Raw genomic sequence first — 25,407 nt, 5'->3', positions numbered from 1 at the left:
ATTATAATGTTTGAACTAAAATACCAGCGATAACGACGGATGCAACAGTAACTGTCGTGAACCCACCAATGAGCATCGGTGCTAATAATTCATCGAAAATCGCTTTTTCTTCTTCCTTGTTTCTTGCAATGCTTCGGCTTACTTCCTCACAAAGAATATAGTCACCAGGGAAACCGAACAATGCAGTCAATGCAACTGGCATTCCTTTATATGGGTGCCATTTTACAAGTTTGGACATAATGAATCCGCCGACAGCAATGCCGAATGTACCAATGACGAGAATAAGGATGATGCTTGGTAAATTGCTAAGAACTTGAGAAGGTGTGACGCCAGCCATTGACCCGATGACGACGAAAATGATACCAATCATTGACATTGTGAATGAATTAGCTTTTTCAAGCGTCTTCGGCTCAAAAATACCTACTTTCAAACCAATAACACCAATTGCGAGACACCAAAGCGTATAGTGAATCGGTGTAACTGTGCCGAGGGCAACCCCGACAGACGCACCGACGAAAATATAGAACAATTTCAACGTCAAACTAGATTTAAATGGCCCTGCTTTTTTGCTTTTCTCTTCTTCCTTCAACGCTTCCGCTTCAGAAACCATTGGGACAAATGTTCCGTTATCAATGTCTTTCTGTATTTTAACTGCGTACTTTCTCATGAAGTTCATCGCAAGCGGCATTCCCATTACCCCTTGGAAAGCGACGATTAAGGCAGGAATGATAACGAGGCTAGCAAGTCCAAGTTCTTTCAACTTTTCAGAAGTAACAATTAGGGCAATGATGCCTCCACTAATCGGACCTACTCCCGCAACAGCTGTCGGATAATCAAAAAACAATGGGACAATCGTCAAAATAAGGATCCCGGAAACGATGACGCCGCCGAGAGAGATAATGACAGCTTTATATTGGCTTTTCAGCAATGAAAAAGGAATCATTGTCCCCATATGCAAAATTACTGGACCAATTAACATAGCCCCGATAGCTGCGAATTGGGATTTCTCTAAAATATCTTTCGGGAAGATGCCTGTCCAAGTGAGGGTAAGGAATCCAACCATCGCTGTGAGTAGCATTGGGATTCTGGCTCTTGATACAATTGACAACCATTCACCTAATGCGATAAGTGCGAAAATTAATGTTGTGGCGATTACAGGATTACTTAACATGATGGCTCCTCCTAGATGCAATTCAGTTATTTTCAGACTAAAAATTGTATTTCTAGTCTTGAGTGATATCCAATATATCAGGGTGAAAAAAATTTGTAAACAGTATTTTGGCGATTAGTAATATTGATTTTCATTGCAAGCGCATACATTAAAATAAACAGTATTGTGAAAAAAGTATAGTTCTTTAAGCATGTGGCAAATAAAGTTGTATCCAAGACTATTGATATATGGTATTGTAATAGAAAGATAATTCGGATTTCGTTATTCCGATGAGAGAGCGGGGGATTCATATGAAAAAACATAATCTGTTTTACATGGCGATTGTCGGGGCATGTATGCTACTCCTTTTCGGCTACAATGATCAGACGATCCGGGTCCATTCCCCGAATATGGTCAGTGTTGCACACCGAGGAGCTTCTAGTTTTGCACCGGAAAATACCCGTTCCGCTTTCCAAAAAGCAGTTGAGTTGCGTGCAGATTATCTTGAATGTGATGTTCACCTTTCGAAGGATGGTGAACTTGTAATTATGCATGATGAAAAAATTGATCGGACGACAAATGGAAGCGGTTACATTAAGGATTACACATTAGCTGAACTGAAGGAATTTGACGCTGGTGGAAGTTTCGGAGATGCATTTCGCGGTGAGTCGATTATAACACTTAACGAATTATTGGAAGAGTTTTATGGTCAAATTGGATTGTTAATTGAGCTGAAAAATCCACAACTTTATACGGGAATAGAAGAAAAGATTGTCGCTCTATTGAAGGAATATAACGACTTTAGTTCGATTATTATCCAATCGTTTGACGCTGAATCGATGAGGAAAATACATACGTTGTTACCTGAAATTGAAGTAGGTATCCTCATTCGTCCTTCTGAATCGATTGTATCTGCAAAAAGGTTAGACGATTTAACATCATTTGCATCGTATATCAATTTTAACGTTTCTTTTGTAAATAAAAAGATGGTTAAGAATGTCCATAAACGTGGCGGAAAAGTGTTTGTCTGGTCGAAGAAAGATAAAATGCTAGTTTCAAAAGCACATAAATTTGGCGTTGACGGCATCATTTCAGATTTCTCAACTTGGCCGACGAATGAACCGATTTACTTAGTACAGGAATAGTTGGATAAGCAAAAAGCCAGACACATGTTGTCGGCTTTTTTGTTTTGACGGAAATTGCTAGAGGTTTATAGTATGATAGACGGAATGGATTAAATCTGTAAGATTGCTATTGCTATAGGATTTTGCTTAGCAGTTATTAATGAAAGGAGCCGTAAAATGGCTATACATATTTTATATGAAGATAATCATTTACTCGTTGTTGAGAAGCCTGTCAATGTGCCGGTACAGGCAGATGACAGTGGAGATATAGATTTATTAACATTATTAAAGGCTGATCTAAAGGAGCGTTATGAGAAGCCGGGAAATGTCTATTTAGGTCTAGTTCACAGATTGGATCGACCAGTCGGAGGCGTTATTGTATTTGCAAAAACGTCAAAAGCGGCATCTCGTCTATCCGATGTGCTTCGGAAAAGGGAAATGGAAAGAACGTATTTGGCTGTTGTTCGGGGTAACCTAGGGGACGGAGGAATGCTTGAACACCATCTATGGAAGGATACAAAGAAAAACAAAGTACATGCTGTGAATGCATCCCATCCAGGTGCGAAGAAGGCTATTCTTCGGTATGAGACGATTGAGAGAAAGGGCAGTATGAGCTTGCTCGCAATTCAGCTTCATACCGGCAGATCGCATCAGATACGTGTTCAAATGGCTGCATCGGGTGCACCTCTTTACGGGGACCAAAAATATGGCCAGCATGTGAACGAGCCAGGACAGCAAATTGCGTTATGGGCACATACGCTTTCATTTCCACATCCGACGACGAAAGAAGTTCTGAAATTCGAATCCATCCCGCCAATCGAGCATCCTTGGAACATGTGGAAGGAAATTCATACCGGGTCATTGACGAATAATTTGAGGCAGGCCCACCAGCATAATTGACATCGAAATTCATCGCCCCTACACTTAGAAGAAGAAAAGCATGTTGGAGGAAACTATGACAAACCATCCGTTTATCCCGATTATTGTAGGGACTGATATTAATGCATACAATATGGCAATTTCATTTCACGAGGCATACGGCATCCATCCGATTCTCGTCGGGAGAGAGCCGCTATCTTTTACAAGTTTAAGTACAATCCCTGGAGCAATTGAGCTCAATCCGAAATTGGGAGAGAAGGACGAATTCGTTCGCTTCTTGAAACAAATTGCTGCAAAATATAGCACGCAAGGGAAAAAACTTCTTCTTATCGGAACGAATGACTTATACGTCCGCCTAATCATCGAAAGCCGTCAAGCGCTGGAGAGCGATTTTGTATTCAACTATATCGATGAAGAGTTGATGAATAATTTACTTGTAAAGAAGAATTTCTACAAGCTTTGCGAAGAGCATGGCATTGATATGCCTGCGACATATTTTTATTCATGTGAAAAAGACGCCCGTTTTAATGAGGACGTCATGTTCCCGGTTATTATTAAGCCGAGCAACGGTGTACAATATTACAAGCATCCTTTTGAAGGAATGCAAAAAGTGTATAAAGTCGATTCGTATGAGGAAATCCACAAAGTCATCGAGACGATTAAGAAAAGTGGTTATCGCGACGATTTAATCATCCAGGACTTCATCCCAGGTGATGACACATATATGTGGGATTCCGTTTTCTATGTGAACAGTAAAGGCAACTCCGAGCTCATTACGTTCGGACAAGTCGTTTTACAAGAACATACTGTGACAGCAATTGGCAATTACACAGCAGTCATCACGCGGTACAATGAAGAGATGATGCTGAAATTGAAAGGATTTTTAGAAGCACTAAACTATGTCGGCTACGCGAATTTTGATTTGAAATACGATCATCGCGATAAAAAGTTCAAAGTATTTGAAGTGAACATCCGTCAAGGACGTTCAAGTTATTACATTACATCGTGCGGACATAATATGGCGAAAAATTTTGTTGACGACCTTATTTATGACGTCGAAAAACCGTTAACATTATTAGATGAGAAGTTTCTATTTACAGTTGTCCCGAAAATTGTTTTACGGAAATTCGTCGACAATGAAGAAATTCGTAAAGAAATAAATCAGCTGTTAAGGGCAGGCAAGTATGCCAATCCGCTTTTTTACAAAAGAGACGAAAGCTTCAAAAGAAAACTTTATCTTTTCATGAGGCAAATTAATTACTACCGTAAATATAAAAATAACAGATGGTGAAGAAAATTCCGACGGCTGTTAGTTATTACGGTGTCAAGAAAAGCCTAGTGTAAAGCGTTCCTCACTTGAAAGAATAACGAAACCAGTCCATTATAAGATATAAGATTAGGAACAGTGAAAGCGGTGATGAGAATGTCCTTCTTGGAAAAAATGGACGATACGATTAAGAAAAAGTGGAAATTTGAAAGGGAAACACCTATTCAAACACAAATGATTCCGGAATTACTGAATGGCCGTGATGTTGTAGCGGAATCACCGACAGGAACCGGAAAGACGCTCGCCTATGTATTACCGATTCTCCAACAGGTTGACGGGAAAAAAATGCAAACACAGGCGTTAATTATGGCACCTTCTCAAGAGTTGTCCATGCAAATTGTCAATGTCATCCGTGAATGGGTAGAAGGAACAGATATTACAGTGACCCAATTGATCGGTGGAGCGAATATGCAACGACAAATTGAACGGTTGAAAAAGAAGCCGACCATTGTCGTTGGTACTCCAGGACGCCTCGTTGAACTCGTGAAAGCGAAGCGGTTAAAAATGCATGATATCCGTTATATCGTTCTCGATGAAGGTGATCAGCTACTGTCTCGCGATTATCGTGTTATCGTAAAAGATTTAATTGAAGCAGCAAACCCGGAACGTCAAGTCGCCGTCGTTTCCGCAACGATTACGAATGAAATCGAGCTCGTCGCTAAGAAGCTATTGGATGATCCAATCCGACTGCAAGTTTCTGTCGAAGATATGCCGTTATCAGGAAAAGTCGTTCATTCATTTGTTAAAGTTGATGCACGGGATAAAACGGATACTCTCCGGGGAATATCACACTTGCCTTCAATTAGGGCTCTCGCTTTTATGAATAATGTTGATCAGCTTCGAATGAAGGAATTAAAGTTGCAATATAATAATGCACCAATTGCGGTTTTGTACTCATCGATGTCGAAATTCGAACGCCAGGAAACGTTGGAAAACTTCCGAAAGGGCGAAATCCGGATTTTAATTGCGACGGATTTAGCCGCAAGAGGTCTAGATATTCAAGGGCTTACACATGTTATCCACGTCGATGTCCCTCATACGATTGAGCAGTATTTGCATCGCTCAGGTCGAACGGGACGTGCTGGTGAGGATGGGGAAGTGCTAACATTGCTTTCGTATCCTGAAGAGCGGACGTATCGAAAGCTTGCTAAGCAATTCAAACCTGTCCAAAAGGTTTGGTACAAAGGGAAGTTGACAGAAGGAAATTCGAAGACAGTAGGCGGTCAAAGTGACGCGAAGAAGTCGAAAAAGAAATAAATGAAAAAAGGCATGCCGAGGTTAGTTTACGGCATGCCTTTTCCTATTTTATAGTTGAGTTAAGATAATTGGTTCGTCTTTTGTGACGATGATCGTATGTTCAATTTGAGCGACGAGAGACTTATCCGGTGTGACGAATGTCCATCCGTCTCCAAGTTCAATAATATGCTCGGCTTTTTCAGAAATGAACGGCTCGACTGCCAATACCATTCCTTCTGTCATCAATGTCTTATCCCAAGCATCATAATAATTAAGAATATGTTGTGGTTCTTCATGTAAAGATGTCCCAATCCCGTGCCCGGTCAAGTTTTTAATGACTTTGAGGTTGTTATCTTTCGCTACTCGCTCGACTGCCTTCCCAATTTGGTTCAATCTTGAGCCAGCTTTCACTTTTGTCATTGCGCGGTCGAAAGCCATTTTTGCTACATCACAAAGCAGTTGCTTCTTTTCATCTGCCGTTCCGACGACGAATGAAATGCCAGTATCTGCAAAGTATCCACCAAATGATGCGGAAACGTCGATATTCACGAGATCCCCATCTTGAATGACACGCGATCCCGGAATGCCGTGGGCAACTTCATGATTGACACTAATGCATGTATAGCCAGGAAACTCATATTGGTCAATTGGTGCTGATACAGCGCCGCGCTCCGCAAGAAGACGTCCCCCGAGTTCATCGAGCTCTTTCGTCGTAATTCCTGGCACTGCTGCGGCCTTCATCGCTTCTCGTACTTCTGCGACGATGCGACCAATTTTTTTCAAAGCTTCTATTTCTTCATTGTTCTTCACAATCATGTTTTACAGGTCCCTTCTTTAAAACGTAATTATCCATCTGATTATAACATAATTATTCAATCTCAAATATGCGTATGCCTTTCATGATTAAGTCAATTATTTGTAGGCAGTGTTTTATGTCGGGGGTAACTTTTCTAATATAGTTAATGTTTTTGTACTAATCTTCGAGTATAAAATTGCTTTTAAAAAAGTAGAATCTTTTACGTGTTGATTTCCGCTTCAGGCGCACGCTTTCCGTGGGGCGGGCGGTGAGCCTCCTCGTTGAGCTGTGCTCGCAACGCTACGCTTTTGCTCGCAAAAGCCGTTCTTCGTGACGGCTTTCGCTCTACTGCGGGGTCTCACCTGTCCCGCTAATCCCACAGGAGTCGGCGCCTTCCGCTCTAATCAACAGAGACAAATTCTAAGTATGAATGATTTTTGGAAATGGAACTGAAATTCACCTGTAACTTACTGCTATTCAACTCTAACTTGTCTAGAATCGGTAACTAGCGTTTTAATATCCAACCGTCTTCCTATTTGACCATAAATATCATTAAGGCAGCGATTATTATTAAATATATGTGTCCTCTCCTTGTAGTGTTTAGTCGGCAAGCTTCACTTACAAGAAGAGGAACCCTTTTTCAGGCCTTTACAGTTATCATACAGTTTAGGATTCCACGTATACTCCAATTGATTGAAGTGTAGATCGGCGACTCCAGCGGGAACAGCACGAGCTGAAGACCCTGGACTGAGCGTAGCGAGGGAAGCGGCTGAAGCCGTGCCCGCGGAAAGCGTCCGATCGGAACGGAAATCAATGGTATTTGTAGCAGGCTAGAACTTTAACAACCATCAACAAATATTTTATTCATACCCTTTCATTTCAATACTTTCACGCCTTGGTAGACATTCCAGATGACGACGATGAAAAACAACAGTCCATAAATGATCATGAACAAGAAAGGAGCTAGTCCCCAAAAGTCGAATCGCCCTGTCAACATTGTATGCATTCTCGATTCATACGAAATCATCGAAAATGAAAACAGGATGAAGCCGGCAATGAGAAGTACGACCGGAATTAGATGTGAAATAAGCGAACGTTTTGCATGTCCCTTCACTTCAACATCATCCGAGACAAAATAGACGATTGCAGGCAATAGAAGCGGTGAAAAGAAAATACTGAAATAACAAAGGGCGGATAATAGTTTATGATTTGTCATGGGCTTACCTCCCGGATTCGAATAAGTAGTTTGCAAATTCAGCTTGCTTATAAGTACTGTAACATATACAATGGATAGGACAATTGAATTACATGACCACAAGGGGTGCCTTTATTGGCTGAGATTGGACATTCGTCCTGACCCTTCGAACCTGTAAGTTCATGCTTGCGTAGGGATGTGGATGGAAACTGACAACAATCGATGTCGCGGTTCTATCCGTGATGTCGTTTTTTTGTTGCAAAAGAATATGAAGCAGTTCACTAGCCGTAGCCAAAATCGGGATAATTCAAACGTGCCGATGAATAGTAATGCCCAGGTAGAGGCAGAAAAACCGCTTTTTTCATTCCGTATCCCTCCGACAAAAAAAGAGGAGGAGTTACAAATGGATCGTAAAAGACTTCAGTTAATGTTAGAGGTTGCCATTTTAGGAGCTTTATCATTCGTTTTGGATAACTTGACGTTATTCAAAATGCCTCAAGGTGGGTCCGTCACCTTATCGATGTTGCCAATTATCTTAATGGCATACCGTTGGGGAGTTGCAGGAGGGTTATTGACAGGATTAATTTCTGGTCTTCTCCAAGCTGTAATCGGGGGCTATATTATTCACCCTGTGCAAGGCGCTTTAGATTATTTTGTCGCATACACCGTAGTTGGATTAGCGGCGTCTACGATTAGTTGGGTTATTAAAAGCAAGGCAGAAGGACGCAAAGGTTCGATGGCTGCCGCAATAATTGTTGGAACGGTATTGGGCGGACTTCTTCGATACTTAGCTCATTTCATCGGCGGTATGGTATTTTTCGCTGAATATGCTGGGGACCAGCCTGTGTGGCTATATTCCTTAGTGTACAATGGATCCTTTATGATCCCTTCCATTATATTGTGTGCAATCGTAGCCGTCATTTTATTTACATCTGCACCTAGACTTATTCAAAAAGCATAAAAGAGTAGGCGTATGAAAAATTCATACGCCTACTCTATTTTTTATGTCAGTATGCCTTTTTGAAAACAGGAAGATGCACGTAAGAATGACGGCAGATAAAAAATAGCTGCTACGGAGATGAACAACTCCTCCGTTCCGTTTCTGACGGCAATACCGATAAACGCCCAAACGAATACGAGATTCAATACGAAATCATTGTAGTGGTACATAAAATGTAAAGCGAACGCAGTGGAAGCCGTTAAGTAGAAGACAGCCCATAATGGATCGCTTAATCCGAATCCGGTCCAACCGAGGAGCATAAGATAATAACTGGCATTCGAAATTGTTGAGATGATAATCCATCCTGTAAGCAAACTGAACGGTACTCTCCCAATTAGTTCATTAGCATGCTTCGGGAATGAGAAGTAAAAAGTGAGCAATATAATAAGAAGAACGATTTTTGTAATGACGGTAATAGTAAATAGGTCATAGTGCCAAAGGAAAGTCCAAGAAATGTGTAGAAGACAACTTATAATGAAAAAGATAGTGATGAGGTTTCGGTTCGCTAAGCTCATCTCACGGTAAGCATTATTAAAATTAAAGATCCAGAAAAAGAGCAAAATATAAAGCAACCAACAGATAATCATTACATAGTCTGCCGGAACGAATAGAAGAGGCAGTCGATTCGTAATTTCGCCTGTTGTGTTTCCATTGAGTGAATAGAAACTAGCAGTTATATTTATTAGTATGACTGTACATAGCGATAGAGACATCAGAAGTATTCTAATCATTGAACATCCTCCCTTTGAACAGTATACATAGGAAAGATGCATTGCGCGCAAAAAAGTATGAAGAAATTATGAAATTTATGTCGCAAATCAAACATTTCGAATACCGAACATTCGTGGTATAATAAAAACATGATTTTATTAAAATTTTCTTAACGATTTGGGGGAGAAACTCATTGACTACGACAAAAACATATTCACAAGTATGGGATTTAGATGTTTTCTTTAAAGGTGGAAGCGATTCAGAAGAACTTCGGTCACATCTCGACTCCGTAAAAGAGCAAATTCGCGAATTGGAGAACGTTGCAGCAGCAACAGAAACGCCTTCATCTGTAGAAGATGCGGGGAAAATACTTCATGTCATTGATGAAATTACGAACACTGCGAAAAATTTAAGGGAAGCTGGAGCAGTCATCGGCTGTCTCCTTGCTGCGAATACGAAAGATAAAAAAGCGCTCCTTCTACAAGCGGAAGTGGGCTCCCTTGCTGCGCGTTTCCAAACTGCCCTATTGAAAATCCAACAGGTCGTTGCAAAGACTGATGAAGCGATTTGGAAGGAATTGCTTTCGACAGAGCAATTGTCCCAATTCGATTTTGTTTTACAAGAATGGCGTGAAGAAGTTCAACTAAAACTTTCGGAAGAAGAGGAAAGTTTGATTACAGCGTTGAGTGTTGACGGTTATCAAGCATGGGGCCAACTTTACGACCAGCTCGTCGGCGACATTACGATTGAAATGACGATTGACGGGGAAGAGAAGAAGCTTTCCGTCGGCCAAGCGAACAACTTAAGTTCTCACGCAGATGTTAACGTGCGAAAGGAAGCGTTTGAAAAGCTAGAAGAGGCATGGGAATCGAAAGAGGATTTCTTTGCTTCGACATTGAACCATCTAGCAGGATTCCGTTTAGCTGTCTATAAGAAACGTGGCTGGGATTCCGTTTTGAAGGAACCTCTTATGAGGAACCGGATGAGTCAAGAAACGCTCGACGCAATGTGGGGGGCAATTAGCGCGAATAAAGCTCCATTTGCGGAATATTTGAAGCGGAAAGCCGAGCTACTAGGAAATGAAAAAATGAATTGGTATGACTTAGATGCACCAGTAACGTCGTCGACGAAGGAAATGTCATTCCAAGAAGGCGCGGAGTTCATCTTAGAACACTTCGGTAAATTTGGTCCTGAATTAGAGGCATTTTCACGTAAAGCATTTGAAGATAGCTGGATTGAAGCAGAAGATCGTGCGGATAAACGGCCGGGAGGGTTCTGTACGGGCATGCCGGTTTCAGAACAATCTCGTATTTTCATGACGTACAGCGGATCTATGTCCAATGTGGCGACATTGGCGCATGAACTTGGCCATGCGTTCCATTCATACGCATTGCGCCCAGTCCATTATATGAACCGTCAATATGCAATGGGTGTTGCGGAAACGGCATCCACTTTCGCTGAAATGATCGTTGCAGATGCTTCCGTAAAAGCTGCGGAAACAGAAGAGGAAAAACTTGCTTTGCTCGAGGATAAGATTCAGCGCAGTGTTGCATTCTTCATGAATATACATGCACGCTTCCTCTTTGAAACACGTTTTTATGAAGAAAGGAAAAATGGAATTGTCCCTGCTGCAAGATTGAATGAATTGATGGCTGAAGCGCAAAAAGAGGCATATGCGGGTGCCCTTGACACCGTACATCCACATTTCTGGGCTTCAAAGCTACATTTCTATATTACAGGCGTTCCATTTTATAACTTCCCGTATACATTCGGATACTTGTTCTCATTAAGCATTTATGCGAAAGCCATTGCTGAAGGTGAGTCATTCGAAGAGAAATACATTGCATTGCTACGTGATACAGCGATCATGTCTGTCGAAGATTTGGCGATGAAGCATCTTGGTGAGGATATTACGAAAGAGGAATTCTGGGCAAAAGGTGTGGCATTATGTGTGAAAGATGTCGAAGAGTTTTTAAAAATAGCATCCGAAGAAAGGTGAAGGGGCATTGATTCTGCTTGAAGGACGAACTTGTTATTTGCGTATTTTGACAGAAGACGATGCAGCGATTTTCACCGAACTACTCAAAGCGAATCGGGACTATTGGACAATCTTTGAGCCTCGACATGAATCGAGCTATTATACGGTTTCTGTTCAGCGAGATAAGATAAGGGAGTCCATTTATCAAATGAGAGATCGGCGTGAATACAATTTTGGAATTTTTGATGCCGGAACAAGCAGGTTGATTGGTCATATTTCGCTATACAGTATAAAAAGGCTCCCGTTTTCAAGTGGCTTTGTCGGATATTCAATCGACGAGCGGGAAACGGGGAGAGGCCTAGCAACGGAGGCCGTGAAAATAGTGACAAAGTTCGCATTTGAAACGGTTTCGTTGCACCGGGTGGAGGCATATGTTTCGCCAAGAAATATTGGGTCTGTGAAAGTACTGGAGAATGCGGGGTTTATCTGCGAAGGATTACTAAGGAAACTTTTGTACATTAATGGCTTTTGGGAAGATCATTATATGTACGCGATTTTGGCGGATGATTATTGAAAGGGTAAGGCCGCCTGGCGGAAATTAGCTGCAAATATAAAAAGCCGATTCTTCACTTGAGAATCGGCTTTTGCTTTTTGCTTTTGTCACATCCAGCTCCGGATGGCAGCCGCTTGGTCATAAGCCAGCTCTGCTGTACGGCAAAGAACGCCGTTTCGCAGATCCGTCTTATGCCTGTCGCAGCTAACCGCCATCCTCCGCTTTTGTCTATTTCCCGGGAAATGCGGAAATGAAGTGTCAGTTTTTGTCGATTGTGTCGTATCCGTTTACGATGATGTCTAGTTCGCCAGTCCCGGGGTGTACGACGAGGCCGTGTACGGGCACTTTACGATCCATAAGTGGGTGATTCCGTACTTGATCTACGCTTCGTTTCACGCTTTCTGTTACATCATTAAAACCTCGTAACCAATCTTTCATATCGATTCCAGAATATCTGAGTGTTTTAAAATGTTTTTTGTCCACGCCGCGATCAACCATTTTTTCAATAATCTGCTCCGTATCAATAGAACTCATGCCGCAATCGTGATGGCCGATAATATACACTTCATCTGCTTGTAATTCATAGAGGGAGATCATAATGCTTCGCATAATACTGCCAAACGGGTGAGTAACGATAGCACCTGCACTTTTAATGATCTTCGCATCGCCATTCCGTAAATTCATTGCTTTTGGAAGAAGCTCTGTTAGCCTCGTATCCATGCATGTCAAAATGACAATCCGCTTATCAGGGAATTTAGTCGTCGTGTATTCTTCATATTTCTTTTCATTGACGAACTCTTTATTGTACGCAATGATTTCAGACAGAATGGTCATGTCGGGGCCTCCGTTTTCTAAATGGGTTTAATGGGTTTCATTACCGATGGGATTGCTTTTTAGTTATTTACTTGATGTGAATTATTCAATTCATATTTAATAGTGTACAAAAAAAGAAAAGAGCTGCCAAGTGGCAACTCTTTGTTTATTTCACATCTGGTTTTGGATCGATTCTCACTGAATCTGAAGAATCAAGAGCCTTCGCAAGATAATGCATTGTAAATGCCGCTGCTATACCAAGGACAATAGCGTACCCAAGAACTGTAGTATACATCAAGCCCATGACGAGACCCCTCTCTACAATGAATATTTATTATATACTCATTATACTATAATCTTGTAAAAATTAAAGACAAGAATAGAAAATTTGTGGTAATTGTGTCTAAATTCAGAAGGCCCAGCTTCCATTACGGAAGACAGGTTCAATTGTTCCGTCCTCCAAAATGCCGTCAATATCCATTTCGGCAGATCCTATCATGAAGTCGACATGCGTAATGCTTTGGTTGAGACCACGCTCTTCCAATTCTTCCGAAGACATTGTTTTACCGCCTTCGAGACAGAAGGAATATGCACTGCCGATTGCTAGGTGATTCGATGCGTTTTCATCGAACAGTGTATTGTAGAATAATAATCCCGACTCGGAAATTGGAGATGCGTGTGGAACGAGTGCAACTTCTCCTAGATGCTTGGCCCCTTCATCCGTATCGATGAGGCGTTTAAGGACTTCTTCTCCTTCGCCAGCTTTCACTTCAGTAATCCGGCCATTTTCAAATGTAATTGTGAAGTCATCGATAATATTACCGCCGTAGCTTAGTGGTTTCGTGTTTTTTACATAGCCGTTTACGCCATTTTTATGTGGAACTGTGAAAACTTCCTCAGTCGGCATATTTGCCATGAACGCATTACCGTCAATATTGACACTTCCGCCTCCGCACCATAGATGACCTTTCGGTAATTCAATCGTCAAGTCAGTGCCAGGTGCTTTGTAATGAAGCTTCGTGTATGCCTTTTTATTTAAGTAATCGGCTTTTTCATTTAAGTTGCGATCAAGTTCTTTCCATGCGCCGACTGCGTCTTCCTGATCTGCACGAACCGCTTTAAAAATAGCTTCCCAAAGTGCTGGCACTTGTTCGGATTCATCTAGGTCAGGGAACATTTTTGCAGCCCATGCTTTTGATGGGGATGCAACGACTGACCAGCTGAAATTGTCAGCCATCATCATTTTTCGGTAATTGCTTAATGCTTTGCCCGCAGCTTTTTGGGCGTCCGAGATGCGGGAAGGATCCACGCCTTTCAGTAAGTCAGGGCTTTGAGAAACGATGCTGACGAATGCCGCTCCGCCTTCTGCTAATTTCTCGCGTTCCATCACCTTCCATTCAGGAAAATCTGAGAATGATTCCGCAGGCGCTTTTTCATAACGAAGTTTTGTTAGTTCGTCGTCCGACCAATCGACGATAACATTTCTAGCGCCAACACGATAAGCTTTGTCGGCTACTTTCCTAACAAGTTCAGCTGTTTCGATGGAAGCGCTAATGAAGAGCGTCTGATCCTTTTGGATATTTGCTCCTACCTCCACGATTAGACTTGCGTAGTTTTCCAATTTCTGTTCAAATGTCGACATATAAAAACCTCCTTAGTCTGTATGTATTCATACTACTCTAGTGCCACATGACTCGCAAAGGGAAACCGTTATCAATTAAGGGGATATTAATATTTATTATTCGAGATGACTAAAGAATAGTCGTAAACTGTCGAAATAAGGAGTAAGTAGACAGGTGGACATGGAGGTACTGATATGGATTTATCAACCGTTTTTGGACTGATCCTTGGGTTTGTGGCGCTTTTTGTCGGTATGGCAATGAAAGGTGTAACACCCGATAGTTTGTTAAATACAGCTGCGATTCTCATCATTATTGTTGGAACAATTGCAGCGGTCGTCATTGCATTTCCAATGAAGGAGATTAAGCGAGTGCCGAAGCTGTTCGGTATCCTTTTTAAAGAACAGCAATTGACGTCTGACTCTGAATTGATAAAAATGTTTTCGGGCTGGGCGGACATAGCACGACGGGAAGGTTTATTGTCGTTAGAAGCGAAGGCCGATGAAATTATTGATCCGTTTTTAAAAAATGGACTAGGCCTTGCTATTGACGGTCAAAACGCCGATTATATCCGTGATGTCCTTACGGAAGAAGTAGAGGCGATGGAAGACAGACATTCTGCTGGAGCACAAATCTTTTCACAAGCAGGGACTTATGCACCGACGCTCGGTGTATTGGGGGCAGTTGTCGGTTTGGTCGCTGCATTGAAGGATATGAATGACATGGAAGCACTTGGAGTTGCCATTTCAGCAGCGTTTATCGCAACGTTATTAGGAATTTTCACCGGGTATGTGCTTTGGCATCCGTTCGCTAATAAGCTTCAACGAAAATCAAAAGAAGAAGTGCGTCAAAAAATGATGATGATTGAAGGCATCCTGTCAGTACTCGAAGGTGAGGCTCCGCGTGTTATCGAACAGAAGCTAGCGTCCTACTTGTCGATGGAAGAACGTCGAAAGCTCGCAGCTAAAAATACGAGCGACAAGGGGGCGGGCCAGGTTGTCGAGGAAACGTAAGAGACGGAATAGGGAAGAAGGAAAAATAAGTGAGGCTTGGCTATTGCCTTATGCAGACCTTCTTACATTGCTATTGGCGATGTTTATTGTCCTATTTGCCTCGAGTTCGTTAGATGAAGGCAAATTCAGTCAAATATCGTCTGTGTTCAACCAGATTTTTGACGGAGGGACGGGCGTAATGAATAACTCTTCCCCGTCGCCTGTACCGATTCCAAAAGACGGTGCAGGGGAGGGAAATGAAAACTCATCCTATTTGGAGGATCAACAGTCCCTCGGAGAAATACAAGAGAAGCTGGATGACTATATCGCAGTTCATGAACTTGAGAATCAGTTCCAGACGAAATTGACGGAAGAAGGACTGTTGATTACAATTAGGGACAGCATCCTATTTGAGTCAGGTAAAGCGACAATCAATCCGAAGTACGAAAGTCTTGCGGGAGATATTGCGGATTTGCTTGTGTTTGAGAAGCCTCGTCAAATCGTCATTACTGGACATACAGATAATGTCCCAATTAATAGCGCAGAGTTCCCTTCCAACTGGGAGCTGAGCATGATGAGGGCTATCAATTTCTTAAGGGCGATCGTTAGCAATGATAATTTGGATCCTCAATTGTTCAGTGTGAAAGGGTATGGGGAAAACAAACCGGTCGCTTCTAATGACACGGCTGAAGGAAGAAGTAAGAATAGGAGAGTCGAAGTGCTTATACAACCTCTCGTTCTAAAAGACGGAACATCACTTGAATAAAATATATGAAAAAGCCGATGCTTCAGGGTTATCCTGTCGCATCGGCTTTTTGCTAGCACAATTCAATTCCGCAATGCGCCTAGTTCAGCGGCAATTGCTTGCATTTCATTCGGAGTGATCGTATCTCTTTTCATGACCATTTCGTACATATATACCAAATCGTCATATTGGGAAGTACTGAAATTGTCAGCTTTCATAGCATCCACATTGACCATCCGAAGTTTTTCTTTAATCTTTTCGATCATATACGTCACGTTTTCAGGTGTTGGTTGAGTTAAATCCATAATGTCCCCCGCCCTTCCTTAGCTTCGGACATAATCATCACATTATTCGCTCGTGCTGTCAACCGGTGCTGGTTTCCCCATCTTTTCTGCTTCTTTCTCTTCAATCATCTTCGCTTGGAAACGTTTTGTCTCCATAATAATTACGCCAGACAATCCAAGAAGACCAATCAAGTTAGGAATTGCCATCAAACCGTTCAGTACGTCAGCTAGAGCCCAAACGACATCGAGAGAGACAAGGGCCCCGACAATAATGAAAGATACGAATGCAATACGGTACCCTAATACTGCGCCTGGTTTAGGGAATAGGTATTGGAAACATTTCTCTCCATAATAGCCCCATCCAAGAATTGTGGACGATGCGAAGAACACGATACCAATTGCGACGAGAACTGGACCCGCTCCTCCGAGGAATGTTCCGAAAGCTTCGGCAGTTAATGCTCCACCATTAATCGATTTGTCCTTCCATTGCCCCGACATAACAATTGTGACACCAGTAATTGAACAGATAACGAGCGTGTCAAAAAATACTTGCGTCATAGAAATGAGTGCTTGACGGCCAGGCATGTCAGTTTTTGCCGCCGCCGCCGCGATAGGAGCCGAACCGAGACCGGCTTCATTCGAGAAGAGACCGCGGGCAACCCCGAAACGAATTGCAGCACCGATTGCTCCACCTACAGCAGCTTCTCCTGTAAATGCAAATTTAAAAATTGTAGCGAAAGCTTCTGGAACTAGATTAATATTCATAATCATAATAATTGCACCTGCTATGAAATAGAAGAGTGCCATAATCGGTACGAAAAATGCAGTAACGCGGCCAATTGATTTAATTCCACCAAGGATTACGAGTGCCCCAAAGATTAAAAGCGCAATTCCTGTAACTAAGTGTGGTACATTGAATGTGCTTTTCATAACATCCGCGACAGCCTTTGATTGTGTACCGTTACCGATTCCGAAAGCGGCAAGTGCTCCGAAGGCGGCAAATGCGACACCGAGCCATCTTTTCTTCAGACCGTGTTCAAGATAATACATCGGTCCTCCAGCCATCTCACCTTTGGAATCTTTTACGCGGTATTTAACAGCAAGGATCGCTTCTCCATATTTTGTAGCCATTCCGAAGAATCCTGCGAGCCACATCCAGAAAACTGCTCCTGGACCTCCCATATAAACGGCGGTCGCAACACCAACGATGTTACCAACACCGACAGTGGCGGCCATTGCAGTCATTAGCGCCTGGAATTGGGAAATGTCGCCGTCCGCTTTTTTATCATGCTTACGAGAAAATACTTGTTTCAATGAATACGGCAATAACCGTACTTGGATAAATCCGAGTCTTACAGTTAAGAAGATACCCGTTCCTACAAGGAGGACAAGCAATGGCGGTCCCCAAATAATTCCGCCTATCTTGTCCAAAAAGCCAGTGATGACATCCATCCTACTACCCCCAATTTAAATTTGTTTTATCCCCTATGAACTTCTCTCCGCCCAAAAAAATCTCTCAATTATCGACTTCCTTTCATTTCCATTTTCAAACACATTGGACTATTGAGAATATTGATAGTCTTGTGTTTAATATTCCTTAACTTACTATCATTAGTCAAGACTTTTTTTTAGAAAACATCAATATTGTTTGTTTTTTCATTCGAAGGGTATAATGAGATATGCAAATTAGAATAAAATTGGAGGGTTTTACGTGGGAAACAGTAAATTTGGTAGGTTTATCATGTTGGGGGCGATTTTGGGAGGAGCTATCAGCATGTTCGATCGAAGCACCCGCCAGCAAGTTGTAAAAAAATCGAATGCGATGATTTCGCAGATTGGCCACTACTCGAAAAATCCGGATGAACTAAAAAATAAGCTTCAACAACAGAAAGAAAAGTACGTATCAATATATGAACAACTTTCAGGAGATGCCGCATATATTAAAAATCAAGTCGAGGAATTAAAAACATTAACACCTCAAGTGAAGGAGCTTGTCGTTGGTACAAAGGAAGCTTTTGTTGATTCGAAAGAAGAATACAAAGAGATTGTAAACGATTCAATAGAGATGACGGATGCAAAAAAGAAGTAAGTAACGGAAGGAGTGAGTCGCATGTGAAGTACAAAGACCCGTTACTTCTAAAAAGAAAGAAGCGTGTTAAAAAAGAAAAGAATGGATTCATGGCGGATTCTCTATTCATGCAATTTTTTAACGATGTGAAGGATGGGGATCTAGAGAAATTTGACGTTACGACGACACAAGGATTTTGGAAGGAGCTCCTAGTTAGGATTAAGAAAGTAGATATTACTGGATTAGGCTCCCAGTTGGCGTTCTTTTTCCTATTATCCTTATTTCCTCTACTAATCTTCTTAATTACACTTTTACCGTTTTTAAATATCGATGAATCCCAAGTGTTCCTCTTCATAAGAGATTATGCGCCTGAAAGTGTGTACATACTCATCCATGACACTCTCCAAGAAATATTGAGAAATCGAAATGGAGGACTATTGTCGATTGGGGCATTAGCAACAATCTGGTCGGCGTCTAAAGGGATGAACGCGCTTACGAAAGCAATGAACCGATCTTATTATGTCGAGGAAACGAGATCCTTTCTACTAGCAAGAGCAATGTCTATCGTATTTACAATCGCTTTGATAGGCGTATTGATTGTCGCCCTCTTATTACCGGTATTTGGCCAGCAAGTCGGGATACTGGCATTTTCGTTTTTCGGAATGGAAGCAGGTTTCCTACAATTATGGGGGAGCTTGCGATGGGTCATACCGCCAATATTAATTTTTCTTGTATTTTCGGCGCTTTATTGGGCAGTCCCGAATCTGAAAGTTCGGCTAAAGAGTGCAATGCCTGGCGCATTGTTTGCCACAGCTGGATGGATACTGACCTCATTCGCATTTTCCTACTACGTAAGGAATTTCGGTAATTATTCAACGTCGTACGGTAGCATTGGGGCAATTATTGTCCTTATGATGTGGCTCTATTTTTCCGCAATTATTTTAATGCTTGGCGGCCAATTGAACGCAGTTATGACAGAACGAAAGCAAGCGAAAATAGCAAAAGAAAAGAGCAATGCAGTCGGCTGACCTGACATGCGTTGCTCTTTTCGTCGTTAATTAATTTTATTCAGTAGGCGTAACCCGTTTAATATGACGAGGATTGTGCTACCTTCATGGCCGATGACGCCTAAAGGTAGATCGACGACTTGCATGAAATTGGAGATGATGAGAACTGCAATGACTGCAACGGAGAAGAAGACGTTTTGTTTTACGATCCGCTGCATCTTCTTCGAAACTTTCACTGCATAAGAGATGCGGGTCAAATCATTTTGCATGAGAACGACATCTGCTGTTTCCAATGCAACGTCAGTGCCTCCGCCCATTGCAATGCCTGATGTCGCAGTCGCTAAAGCAGGTGCGTCATTAATGCCGTCCCCGACCATTCCGACTTCTCCATATTCTTTCAGAAGTTTTTTCAGTTCCTCGACCTTCGTTTCAGGGAGGCATTCGGCTACATAACGGTCTAATCCTGCTTCGTTAGCGATCGTTCTCGCTGTATTTTCGTTGTCGCCCGTCAACATGATTGATTGAATGCCTAATTGCTTTAAGTCTTGAATTGCCTGAATCGCTTCAGGGCGCAGCGTGTCTTTTAATGCGAAGACAGCGATGATTCCTTCTTCATCTTTCATTGAAACAACAGTTTTACCTTCATTTGAAAGCTTGTGGACAATTCCATCATTGAACGCATCAATCAAATCTTTCCCGACAAATTTTGGATTACCGACGAGAATTTCACCGGTATTCGTAAATGCACGTATTCCGTATCCCGGAACGTCTTCAATTTGAGGATTCTCCATTTGGGAGACCCCTTGCTCATTTGCGTAATTTACAATTGCGATTGCGAGCGGATGATTCGATTGTGATTCGATGCTTGAAAGCATGGCAAGCGTGAAATTCGCATCTGCATTTTCGCGAACGATAAAATCGGTTACAACCGGTTTTCCGGAAGTTAATGTACCTGTCTTGTCAAAAGCGATTGCTTTCAATGAACCAAGATGCTCTAAATGGACACCACCTTTAAACAGGATCCCTCGCTTCGCTCCGTTCGAAACCGCTGCAAGTGTCGCAGGCATGATCGACGCGACGAGCGCACAAGGGGAGGCAACGACTAACAGGACAATGGCACGATAAAATGTCGTCGTCCAATCCCAGTCAAATAGAAAGTGTGGTAAAAACATCATGACGATGACGGTGAAAATGACGATTTTCACGTACGTGCCTTCAAATCTTTCGATAAATTGTTGGGATGGAGATTTTTCGCTTTGCGCGCTCTGAACGAGGGTAATAATTTTCTGGAATAATGTTTCCGAACTAGGCTTCGTCATTTCCATCTGAATGGCACCACTTAAGTTAACAGTACCTGCAAATAGCTCATCGTCTTCAGCTTTTGTGACAGGGACGGATTCACCGTTAATGGCGGACATGTCGACCGAAGTCGTCCCTTGAATAATAACGCCATCGACCGGAATCCTCTCACCCGGTTTTACAAGAATTCGGGAGCCTACGGAAAGGGAAGAGGTAGCTACACTAATCGTAGAACCATCCTCCTGGATGAGCCATGCCTCCTCAGGTTGCAACTCCATTAGTGCAGAAATCTCTTTATGGCTTTTATTTAATGTGTACGTCTCAAGAGCGCCGCTAATTGCAAAAATGAAAATGAGGATGGCGCCTTCCGCCCAATAACCAATAACGGCAGAGCCAATCGCTGCAAATACCATGAGCATCTCGACATTTAACTGCCGATCGGCAATCGTTTCTTCAATCCCTTCTTTTGCTTTTGCAAACCCGCCAATTAGAAAGGCGACAACATAGAGGGAAGTAGAAAGAGTGGCTGAACCGTCCTTTCCGATTATCCAAGCGGATAGAATTAAAATACCGGATACTATTGCAGCAACTAGTTCCAAATGGGCAGTCCACGGAGCTGGGCTTTGCATTGTTTCCTTTGCTTGTATTGTCATTTAAATACCTCCAATTGAGAATGGATATCAACTTCGATAAGTTGGATAAACCAAGAAACCGATAATACCAGCGTTGAGAGGTATTATCAATTACGGTGATTATCATAAATATTTAATAATCATTATAAATAGCAGTATATCATGTTCAGTTGTAAAGTGGTACTTGAAACTATTAGAAATTGAGGAGAATGAAAATAAAAAAGCTCCGACACGTACCAAAATGGTAGTGTCAGAGCTACAAATTTATTAGCTGAAAACTTTTTCTTTAAATTGGGATAATTTCTCTAGCGATGATTGGTCAACATCCGCGTGCAAGCTATTGCCGTGAGAATCCATCGTGACGACCGCTGTAAAGTCTTCGACGCGCAAATGCCACATCGCTTCCGGAATACCAAATTGTAGCAGGTCAACACCTTCAACCGCTTTAATGCAGTCTGCATAATATTGCGCAGCTCCACCGATTGCGTTTAAATACACCCCGCCATGTTCCTTAAGTGCAGCGAGTGTGTTCGGTCCCATTCCGCCTTTTCCGATAACTGCACGGATGCCAAATTTCTTCATAATATCGCCCTGATATGGTTCCTCACGCATTGACGTTGTCGGTCCAGCAGCAACGATTTCATAACTGCCATCTTCATTTTTCAACACGACCGGACCGCAATGGTAGATGATGTGGCCATCCAAGTCGACCGGTGCATCATTTTCCGAAAGATGCTTATGAATTGCATCGCGTCCTGTATACATACGGCCGCTAATTTTAACGACGTCGCCGACTTTCAGGTCACGAATCTGTTCTTCGCTAATCGGAGCAGTTAGTTCGACAATACGTGATGACTGTTTTGTTTCTTCTTGATCATCTTCTTGTTTAAAGGAGAGCTTTTCGCCTTCGTTATAATGCCATTTTGTAACGGCTCCTGTCGTCGGATCAAGATCTACAGCCATTCGACGATATGCCCAGCAGTTATAGGCGACGGACACATAGAAGCTAGCAGGGAGGCGATGCATGACGCCGATTTTACATCCTAACAATGTCGTCTCTCCACCGAAGCCCATCGTACCGATGCCGAGTTTATTCGCCGATTCCATAATATATGCTTCGAGTTCAGCAAGCTGGGAATTCGGATTCACGTCGTCCACCGCACGGAAAAGCTGGTCTTTCGCGAGTTCGTAGCCTGATGTGCGATCGCCGCCGATTCCGACGCCGATGAAGCCTGCAGAACAGCCATGTCCTTGTGCTTGATAAACCGAGTGGAGGATACATTTGCGAATACCGTCAAGATCTCGTCCGGCACGCCCTAATCCTTCCAATTCCGTCGGAAGACTGTATTGGATGTTTTTATTCTCACAGCCTCCGCCTTTCAGTATCAACTTCACTTCGATATGGTTATTTTCCCACTGCTCAAATTTAATGACTGGAAGTCCATCGCCGAGGTTGTCCCCGCTATTCTCACCAGTTATTGAATCGACGGCATTCGGTCTTAGCTTGCCATCTTTTGTCGCTTGGACGAGTGCTTTTTTAATGGCCGTCTTAATCTCCAACTGATTAACTCCGACTGGCGTTTGGATTTTAAAAGTCGGTAACCCTGTATCTTGGCAAATTGGTGAAAGTTTTTCATCTGCCATATTAATGTTTTTTGCTATCGTATCGAGACTCATTGCTGCCCGTGTGCCCGCGTCTTCTTGCTCTCGAGCTGCGCTTACGGCACGACGGACATCCTTCGGAAGATTTGTAGATGTTTCACAAATTAGATCATACATACTTTTCTCAAGTTGTTCTATGTACATTCTTATTTCCCCCTAGAGAATCATTGATCTTTTTTTAGTTTGCTCATCTGGTTTTCCAGCTCATCAATCAAGCTGATAAGCTGATCGATGTCATCGAGGTCGGTCTTTTCCGGCTCAATCGATTCAAGTTTCTCCAAAAATTGATGGAGACGGTTTTTTAATTCATCAACTTGACTATTGCTTTTTCCATTATCCAAGCACTACACCTCTTTTCATCAATGTAATCGTATACGAATGTCACGTTTTTTTCAATGTTCCGGCAAAAAATGTAGCAATAGATTAACTATTCTCGATAGTTGAATGTTTACAATATAAAAACATCGTGTTATACTACAAATAATCTAGTTGAAAAGGAGGCCGTAGTGTAGAGACGAATCGAATCCTTTAGAAAAGGAGGGGATCCGTGAACGTTTGACGGCCATAGCCGAAGACGCCTACGAATTTTATGCAAAATGAAAGTGAAGGTTCTATTCATACGTAAAGGCCCAGCCGTATTCTGATATCAGATATGGTCTGGGCCTTTACTATTCAAGAAATGAATTCATATGTTTCGACGACTTCGATCGAATCCACGACCGATTGAAGCATGGAACAGTTCTTTGACGTTAAGTGCAAAATTTTCTCCATCTGGCTATCCTCGATTACTTCACGCTCAATTAGAAAGTGAAGATGGATTTTTTCTACACGGTTTGCAATCTCTTCATTGCGAACGACTTCCTTCACTTCGATGCCGATATGCTTTGCAGGCATCCTTTTTCTTTCTAGGATTTTACGTAAAACGCCTCCGCTACAAACTGCTATGGATGAAACTAACAGTTGGTAAGGTCGGAATCCGTACTCGTCGTTTGCGGAAATTTGCAGCTTGCCGAATGATGTTTCTGTTTCAAATCCGTTTTCAGTCATTTCGAATTTCATTCTAATCAATCCTCCTAATTCACTTGTGCTACTATTATAAGGTGAAACTTCACGCAGTGGGGATTCTATGCACAATGAAGGAGCGTATTGTTTATGAATGCATCAGTAACTGCTGAGCAACGGCGGTTTTGGATTCTTGTCATCATCGTTTCGATATCAGGCTTTTCCCAAGGAATGTTACTTCCACTCATTTCCGCTATATTCGAGCAGGACGGAATTTCGAGTGCATTAAATGGTCTGAATGCAACAGGCTTATACATAGGTACGCTTCTCGTGTCACCATTCATGGAAGCACCATTGCGTAAATACGGCTATAAACCTGTCATTATATTGGGCGGAATTATCGTCTTTTCGTCATTGCTATTGTTCCCGTTATGGAAACATGTCGTCTTTTGGTTCATCTTACGTTTATTAATTGGCATTGGGGATCATGCCCTCCATTTCTCAACGCAAACGTGGATAACGAGTACATCGGAGCAACATCGATTAGGCAGGAATATTGCAATTTACGGCTTGTCATTTAGCCTAGGCTTTGCAGTAGGTCCACTGTTTGCGCCGCTTATGAAAATTCATGAGGGGCTTCCATTCATCGTTTCTGGCTTATTATGCATGTCTGCATGGCTACTCGTCTTCTACTTAAAAAATGATTTCCCAGAAGTGATGAAAGGCAATGTGGAAACGGGAAGTTTTATGAAACGGTCGAAAAGCACAATCGCCATTGCGTGGATCGCTTTTTTAGGTCCGTTCGGTTATGGATTTCTGGAATCATCGTTAAATGCAATGTACCCGGTATATGCGTTGCGAAACGGGATGGAACTGGCGTCTGTCTCGATGATTCTCGCCATATTTTCAATCGGAGGGATTATTTCACAGTTGCCGCTTGGTATGCTTTCGGACAAGTTCGGTAGACATCTCGTCCTCCCGATAACGTATGGAGGAGGGGCTGTCGCGTTTTGGGTTGCAAGCATGATGGGGAATTCAGTCCTGTTTGTCATGCTGACCGTTTTCGTTGCCGGCATGTTTCTTGGATCGATCTTTTCACTTGGCATTTCGTATATGTCCGATCTTACTCCGAAAAATTTATTGCCGACCGGTAACTTGCTATGCGGTATCTTTTTCAGTATCGGCAGCTTAACAGGCCCATTTGCGGGAGGACTTTTCCTTGAATTCGTCGAAGGTGTTAGCTTTTTTCTTATTATCTCCATCTTGTTTGGGATAGTATTTGTTATCTCCCTTTACGGTGTGAATAGAAAAAGCATCCGGATGTAAGGATGCTTT

Annotated in this window: 25 protein-coding genes and 1 riboswitch; of the genes, 12 read left to right on the top strand and 13 right to left on the bottom strand. The window is 42.3% G+C overall.

What is annotated here, in order from left to right; translation table 11 throughout:
- Position 1: 1 nt before the first annotated feature.
- Positions 2–1,171, bottom strand: coding sequence for a hypothetical protein (locus tag QM454_RS02065; protein WP_432360913.1), 1,170 nt, complete (start codon positions 1,169–1,171; stop codon positions 2–4).
- Between the two features lie 290 nt (positions 1,172–1,461).
- On the opposite strand from QM454_RS02065, the gene QM454_RS02060 reads away from it, so the two are divergent.
- The 4 genes from QM454_RS02060 (at position 1,462) to QM454_RS02045 (ending at position 5,737) form a co-directional block, all read left to right on the top strand.
- A complete protein-coding gene (locus QM454_RS02060) occupies positions 1,462–2,295 on the top strand; it encodes a glycerophosphodiester phosphodiesterase (protein ID WP_432360910.1) in 834 nt (277 codons plus the stop codon).
- A gap of 156 nt (positions 2,296–2,451) precedes the next feature.
- The gene (locus QM454_RS02055) at positions 2,452–3,174 is read left to right on the top strand and encodes an RluA family pseudouridine synthase (RefSeq protein ID WP_432360907.1); all 723 of its coding nucleotides are present in this window, start codon (positions 2,452–2,454) and stop codon (positions 3,172–3,174) included.
- Positions 3,175–3,229: 55 nt separating this feature from the next.
- Positions 3,230–4,444: a carboxylate--amine ligase gene (locus QM454_RS02050; protein WP_432360904.1), complete on the top strand. Its 1,215-nt coding sequence runs from the start codon at positions 3,230–3,232 to the stop codon at positions 4,442–4,444.
- A gap of 132 nt (positions 4,445–4,576) precedes the next feature.
- Positions 4,577–5,737 carry a DEAD/DEAH box helicase gene (locus tag QM454_RS02045; protein WP_432360901.1) on the top strand — a complete coding sequence of 387 codons (1,161 nt, stop codon included), beginning with the start codon at positions 4,577–4,579 and terminating at the stop codon, positions 5,735–5,737.
- Between the two features lie 48 nt (positions 5,738–5,785).
- On the opposite strand, the gene map is transcribed toward QM454_RS02045, so the two are convergent.
- Complete coding sequence (map, locus tag QM454_RS02040; protein WP_432360898.1) at positions 5,786–6,532, bottom strand: type I methionyl aminopeptidase; 747 nt, start codon at positions 6,530–6,532, stop codon at positions 5,786–5,788.
- Between the two features lie 854 nt (positions 6,533–7,386).
- Positions 7,387–7,728, bottom strand: coding sequence for a DUF4870 domain-containing protein (locus QM454_RS02035; protein ID WP_432360897.1), 342 nt, complete (start codon positions 7,726–7,728; stop codon positions 7,387–7,389).
- Between the two features lie 91 nt (positions 7,729–7,819).
- Positions 7,820–7,921, top strand: a riboswitch (TPP riboswitch).
- A 189-nt stretch (positions 7,922–8,110) separates the two neighbouring features.
- On the opposite strand from QM454_RS02035, the gene thiT reads away from it, so the two are divergent.
- Positions 8,111–8,668: an energy-coupled thiamine transporter ThiT gene (thiT, locus tag QM454_RS02030; protein ID WP_432360894.1), complete on the top strand. Its 558-nt coding sequence runs from the start codon at positions 8,111–8,113 to the stop codon at positions 8,666–8,668.
- Between the two features lie 41 nt (positions 8,669–8,709).
- Here the strand turns inward: thiT and QM454_RS02025 are convergent, their stop codons facing one another.
- Complete coding sequence (locus QM454_RS02025) at positions 8,710–9,438, bottom strand: tryptophan-rich sensory protein (protein ID WP_432360891.1); 729 nt, start codon at positions 9,436–9,438, stop codon at positions 8,710–8,712.
- A gap of 173 nt (positions 9,439–9,611) precedes the next feature.
- Between QM454_RS02025 and QM454_RS02020 the strand changes: the two genes are divergently transcribed.
- Both QM454_RS02020 and QM454_RS02015 read left to right on the top strand, forming a co-directional pair.
- Positions 9,612–11,417: a M3 family oligoendopeptidase gene (locus QM454_RS02020; RefSeq protein WP_432360888.1), complete on the top strand. Its 1,806-nt coding sequence runs from the start codon at positions 9,612–9,614 to the stop codon at positions 11,415–11,417.
- 7 nt (positions 11,418–11,424) lie between these two features.
- Positions 11,425–11,970: a GNAT family N-acetyltransferase gene (locus tag QM454_RS02015; protein WP_432360885.1), complete on the top strand. Its 546-nt coding sequence runs from the start codon at positions 11,425–11,427 to the stop codon at positions 11,968–11,970.
- Positions 11,971–12,207: 237 nt separating this feature from the next.
- Here QM454_RS02015 and QM454_RS02010 read toward each other — a convergent pair whose 3' ends face one another.
- From QM454_RS02010 to QM454_RS02000, 3 genes are all read right to left on the bottom strand, one after another.
- On the bottom strand, positions 12,208–12,783 hold the full coding sequence (locus QM454_RS02010; protein WP_432360883.1) for a beta-class carbonic anhydrase: 576 nt from the start codon (positions 12,781–12,783) through the stop codon (positions 12,208–12,210).
- 145 nt (positions 12,784–12,928) lie between these two features.
- Entirely contained in the window at positions 12,929–13,066 is a 138-nt protein-coding gene (locus QM454_RS02005; RefSeq protein ID WP_432360881.1) for a hypothetical protein, read from the bottom strand.
- Between the two features lie 105 nt (positions 13,067–13,171).
- A complete protein-coding gene (locus QM454_RS02000; protein ID WP_432360878.1) occupies positions 13,172–14,404 on the bottom strand; it encodes an aminopeptidase in 1,233 nt (410 codons plus the stop codon).
- A gap of 174 nt (positions 14,405–14,578) precedes the next feature.
- Here QM454_RS02000 and motA point away from each other — a divergent pair, with 174 nt between their 5' ends.
- Both motA and motB read left to right on the top strand, forming a co-directional pair.
- Positions 14,579–15,394: a flagellar motor stator protein MotA gene (motA, locus tag QM454_RS01995; protein WP_432360875.1), complete on the top strand. Its 816-nt coding sequence runs from the start codon at positions 14,579–14,581 to the stop codon at positions 15,392–15,394.
- Positions 15,378–16,139 (top strand): flagellar motor protein MotB, encoded by a 762-nt coding sequence (motB, locus tag QM454_RS01990; RefSeq protein ID WP_432360873.1) that lies wholly within the window; start codon positions 15,378–15,380, stop codon positions 16,137–16,139. Before motA ends, motB begins: the two co-directional genes overlap by 17 nt.
- 62 nt (positions 16,140–16,201) lie before the next feature.
- Here the strand turns inward: motB and QM454_RS01985 are convergent, their stop codons facing one another.
- Both QM454_RS01985 and QM454_RS01980 read right to left on the bottom strand, forming a co-directional pair.
- A complete protein-coding gene (locus QM454_RS01985) occupies positions 16,202–16,423 on the bottom strand; it encodes a DUF1128 domain-containing protein (protein ID WP_432360870.1) in 222 nt (73 codons plus the stop codon).
- Positions 16,424–16,465: 42 nt separating this feature from the next.
- The gene (locus tag QM454_RS01980; protein WP_432360868.1) at positions 16,466–17,854 is read right to left on the bottom strand and encodes an alanine/glycine:cation symporter family protein; all 1,389 of its coding nucleotides are present in this window, start codon (positions 17,852–17,854) and stop codon (positions 16,466–16,468) included.
- Positions 17,855–18,113: 259 nt separating this feature from the next.
- On the opposite strand from QM454_RS01980, the gene QM454_RS01975 reads away from it, so the two are divergent.
- On the top strand, positions 18,114–18,491 hold the full coding sequence (locus QM454_RS01975; RefSeq protein WP_432360865.1) for a YtxH domain-containing protein: 378 nt from the start codon (positions 18,114–18,116) through the stop codon (positions 18,489–18,491).
- A gap of 23 nt (positions 18,492–18,514) precedes the next feature.
- On the top strand, positions 18,515–19,498 hold the full coding sequence (locus tag QM454_RS01970; protein ID WP_432360862.1) for a YihY/virulence factor BrkB family protein: 984 nt from the start codon (positions 18,515–18,517) through the stop codon (positions 19,496–19,498).
- Positions 19,499–19,524: 26 nt separating this feature from the next.
- On the opposite strand, the gene QM454_RS01965 is transcribed toward QM454_RS01970, so the two are convergent.
- The 4 genes from QM454_RS01965 to QM454_RS01950 all read right to left on the bottom strand — a co-directional run bounded on the left by QM454_RS01965 (position 19,525) and on the right by QM454_RS01950 (position 24,129).
- A complete protein-coding gene (locus QM454_RS01965) occupies positions 19,525–21,429 on the bottom strand; it encodes a heavy metal translocating P-type ATPase (protein WP_432360859.1) in 1,905 nt (634 codons plus the stop codon).
- Between the two features lie 246 nt (positions 21,430–21,675).
- Positions 21,676–23,214: a fumarate hydratase gene (locus QM454_RS01960; RefSeq protein WP_432360856.1), complete on the bottom strand. Its 1,539-nt coding sequence runs from the start codon at positions 23,212–23,214 to the stop codon at positions 21,676–21,678.
- Between the two features lie 20 nt (positions 23,215–23,234).
- On the bottom strand, positions 23,235–23,411 hold the full coding sequence (locus tag QM454_RS01955) for an SE1561 family protein (RefSeq protein WP_432360853.1): 177 nt from the start codon (positions 23,409–23,411) through the stop codon (positions 23,235–23,237).
- Positions 23,412–23,742: 331 nt separating this feature from the next.
- Complete coding sequence (locus tag QM454_RS01950; protein ID WP_432360851.1) at positions 23,743–24,129, bottom strand: OsmC family protein; 387 nt, start codon at positions 24,127–24,129, stop codon at positions 23,743–23,745.
- A 93-nt stretch (positions 24,130–24,222) separates the two neighbouring features.
- On the opposite strand from QM454_RS01950, the gene QM454_RS01945 reads away from it, so the two are divergent.
- Positions 24,223–25,398 carry an MFS transporter gene (locus tag QM454_RS01945; protein WP_432360848.1) on the top strand — a complete coding sequence of 392 codons (1,176 nt, stop codon included), beginning with the start codon at positions 24,223–24,225 and terminating at the stop codon, positions 25,396–25,398.
- Positions 25,399–25,407: the final 9 nt, after the last annotated feature.

This window comes from Sporosarcina sp. UB5, assembly GCF_050859005.1.
In the GTDB taxonomy this organism is placed as follows: domain Bacteria; phylum Bacillota; class Bacilli; order Bacillales_A; family Planococcaceae; genus Sporosarcina.
This window is presented reverse-complemented; position numbering and strand designations above follow the sequence as displayed.